The sequence below is a fragment of the Psychrobacter sp. M9-54-1 genome (assembly GCF_016613355.1).
GTDB lineage: Bacteria > Pseudomonadota > Gammaproteobacteria > Pseudomonadales > Moraxellaceae > Psychrobacter > Psychrobacter faecalis.
Genome location: NZ_JADGFW010000050.1, coordinates 1 through 2,019, shown reverse-complemented (window position 1 = coordinate 2,019; position 2,019 = coordinate 1). Strand labels below are relative to the sequence as shown.

General features: G+C 42.1%; 2 protein-coding genes. Both read left to right on the top strand.

All coding sequences use genetic code 11. The annotated features are described in order from the left end of the window. Positions 1-89: 89 nt before the first annotated feature. The gene (locus IQ457_RS13265; RefSeq protein WP_068404139.1) at positions 90-701 is read left to right on the top strand and encodes an IS607 family transposase; all 612 of its coding nucleotides are present in this window, start codon (positions 90-92) and stop codon (positions 699-701) included. After that, the gene (locus IQ457_RS13260; protein ID WP_093071385.1) at positions 698-1,852 is read left to right on the top strand and encodes an RNA-guided endonuclease InsQ/TnpB family protein; all 1,155 of its coding nucleotides are present in this window, start codon (positions 698-700) and stop codon (positions 1,850-1,852) included. The genes IQ457_RS13265 and IQ457_RS13260 overlap by 4 nt, the downstream gene beginning before the upstream one ends. The last annotated feature ends 167 nt before the right edge of the window (positions 1,853-2,019 follow it).

Sequence of the window (2,019 nt, the reverse complement as noted above, 5' to 3'; positions counted from 1 at the left end):
GGGTTGCAAACAGTTAAATAAAACATATACAAACCTACCTATTTATTACTATAATAGATAGATTATATCTATAATATAGAGAGCAAGTTATGGGGAAACTGGTTAGTATTGGGGAGGCTGCCAAACATTTCGGGGTTGCTCAATCCACATTAAGACGTTGGGATGAGGATGGTACGTTAGTCGCCAAGCGAACCGAAAACGGGCATAGGCGATATGATTTAAGTGAAATCAGACCGCATTCCTTGAATACACCACCTAAATTAGACCGAAAAACCATTGCTTATGCTCGTGTGTCGAGTCGTGATCAAAAAGACGACTTACTTCGCCAGTCTCAAGTTTTGGAACTTTATTGTGCCAGGCAAGGCTGGACTTTTGAGACGATTACCGATCTTGGTAGTGGAATGAATTATAAAAAGAAAGGCTTAAAAAACCTGCTTGATGACATACTGAGCAATAAAGTTGAACGGCTGGTAATTACCCATAAAGACAGGCTTTTACGATTTGGTGCAGAACTGGTTTTCATGTTGTGTGAGGCTCGTGACGTTGAAGTGGTAATAATCAATCAAGGTGAAGAGTTGAGTTTTGAGCAAGAATTAGCCCAAGATGTATTGGAGATTATCACCGTATTTTCAGCGAGGCTATACGGCTCTCGCAGCAAGAAAAACCAACAATTAATAGAGGCGGTTAAAAAAGCATTATGATCCGTGGACACATTATCGAACTCAAGCCAAACAACGTACAGGCAAATCACCTTGCTCGTGCTTGTGGCGTGGCGAGAAAAGCCTACAACTGGGCTTTGCATGAGTGGCAGCGGCAGTATGCGCTTGACAAAGCGTACCGTGATGCGTGTTTGGCCGCAGGCGTTGAGGTTGATACTAAAAATCTAAACAAGCCCTCACAGGCGAAGCTCAGACGCGAATTGAACGCCATTAAGCGTGAATTATTCCCCTATATGCTGGAAGTGACCAAATGCGCTCCGCAGGCGGCAATCATGCAGTTGGGTGATGCTTATAACAACTTCTTTAAAGGCTTAGCGAAATACCCAACCGCTCGTAAAAAAGGCCGTGACGATAGATTCAGTTTATCCAACGACCAATTTGCCATTAAAGGTAAATCCATTCGTATCCCAAACTTGGGCTGGGTTCGCTTAAAAGAAGCTTTACGTTTTGACGGCAAGATCATGTCAGCCACCATCTCTAAACGTGGCGGTAAGTGGTTTGTTAGTGTGGCTGTTGAAATACAAAAAGCTGTAATTCCTACTAAAAAGACAGGTAAAAGCGTTGGTGTTGATCTTGGTATTACCGACTTACTGGTTTTATCAGACGGCACTAAAATTAAAGCGCCAAAACCACTTCAAGCAAACCTTAAAAAACTAAGAACGCTAAACAAAGCGCTCAGTCGCACTAAAAAAGGCAGTAAAAACAGAGAAAAAGCGAAAACCAAGCTCTCTCGTTTGCACTATAAGATCAGGTGTATTAGGCAAGATTCTCTCCATCAAATCACAACAAGTCTGGTTAATGAGTTCGATGTGATTGCGATTGAGGATTTGAATGTCAAAGGTATGGTTAAGAACAGGCGGCTATCAAGAGCTATCAGTGACTTGGGTTTCTTTGAGTTTAAGCGACAGCTTATCTACAAAGCCACTGAGCAAGGCAAGGTTGTGAAATCAGTCGGACCCTTCTACCCAAGCTCAAAAACCTGTTCAAACTGCAATCATATCCTTGGTAAAGATGAGCTAACATTGAAAATGCGTGAGTGGTTGTGCCCTAACTGTCAGGTTTCTCATGACCGTGACCTCAACGCCAGCATCAATATTTTAAATAACGCGACTGTTATTTTAACAGCTGCATAATCCTGTTTATTGGACGGTGAGTTCCATCGCCAATTAAAAAAGTCTGTGGAGTCGTGGTCAGTCTAAATCTCAAATGAGAAATAGCGCGTGACAATGAAGCAGAAAGAAAACGTCAAACCTATCTAATAGTCAATATTGGCTAGGTTTGAGTAAGATTTTTGGAACGG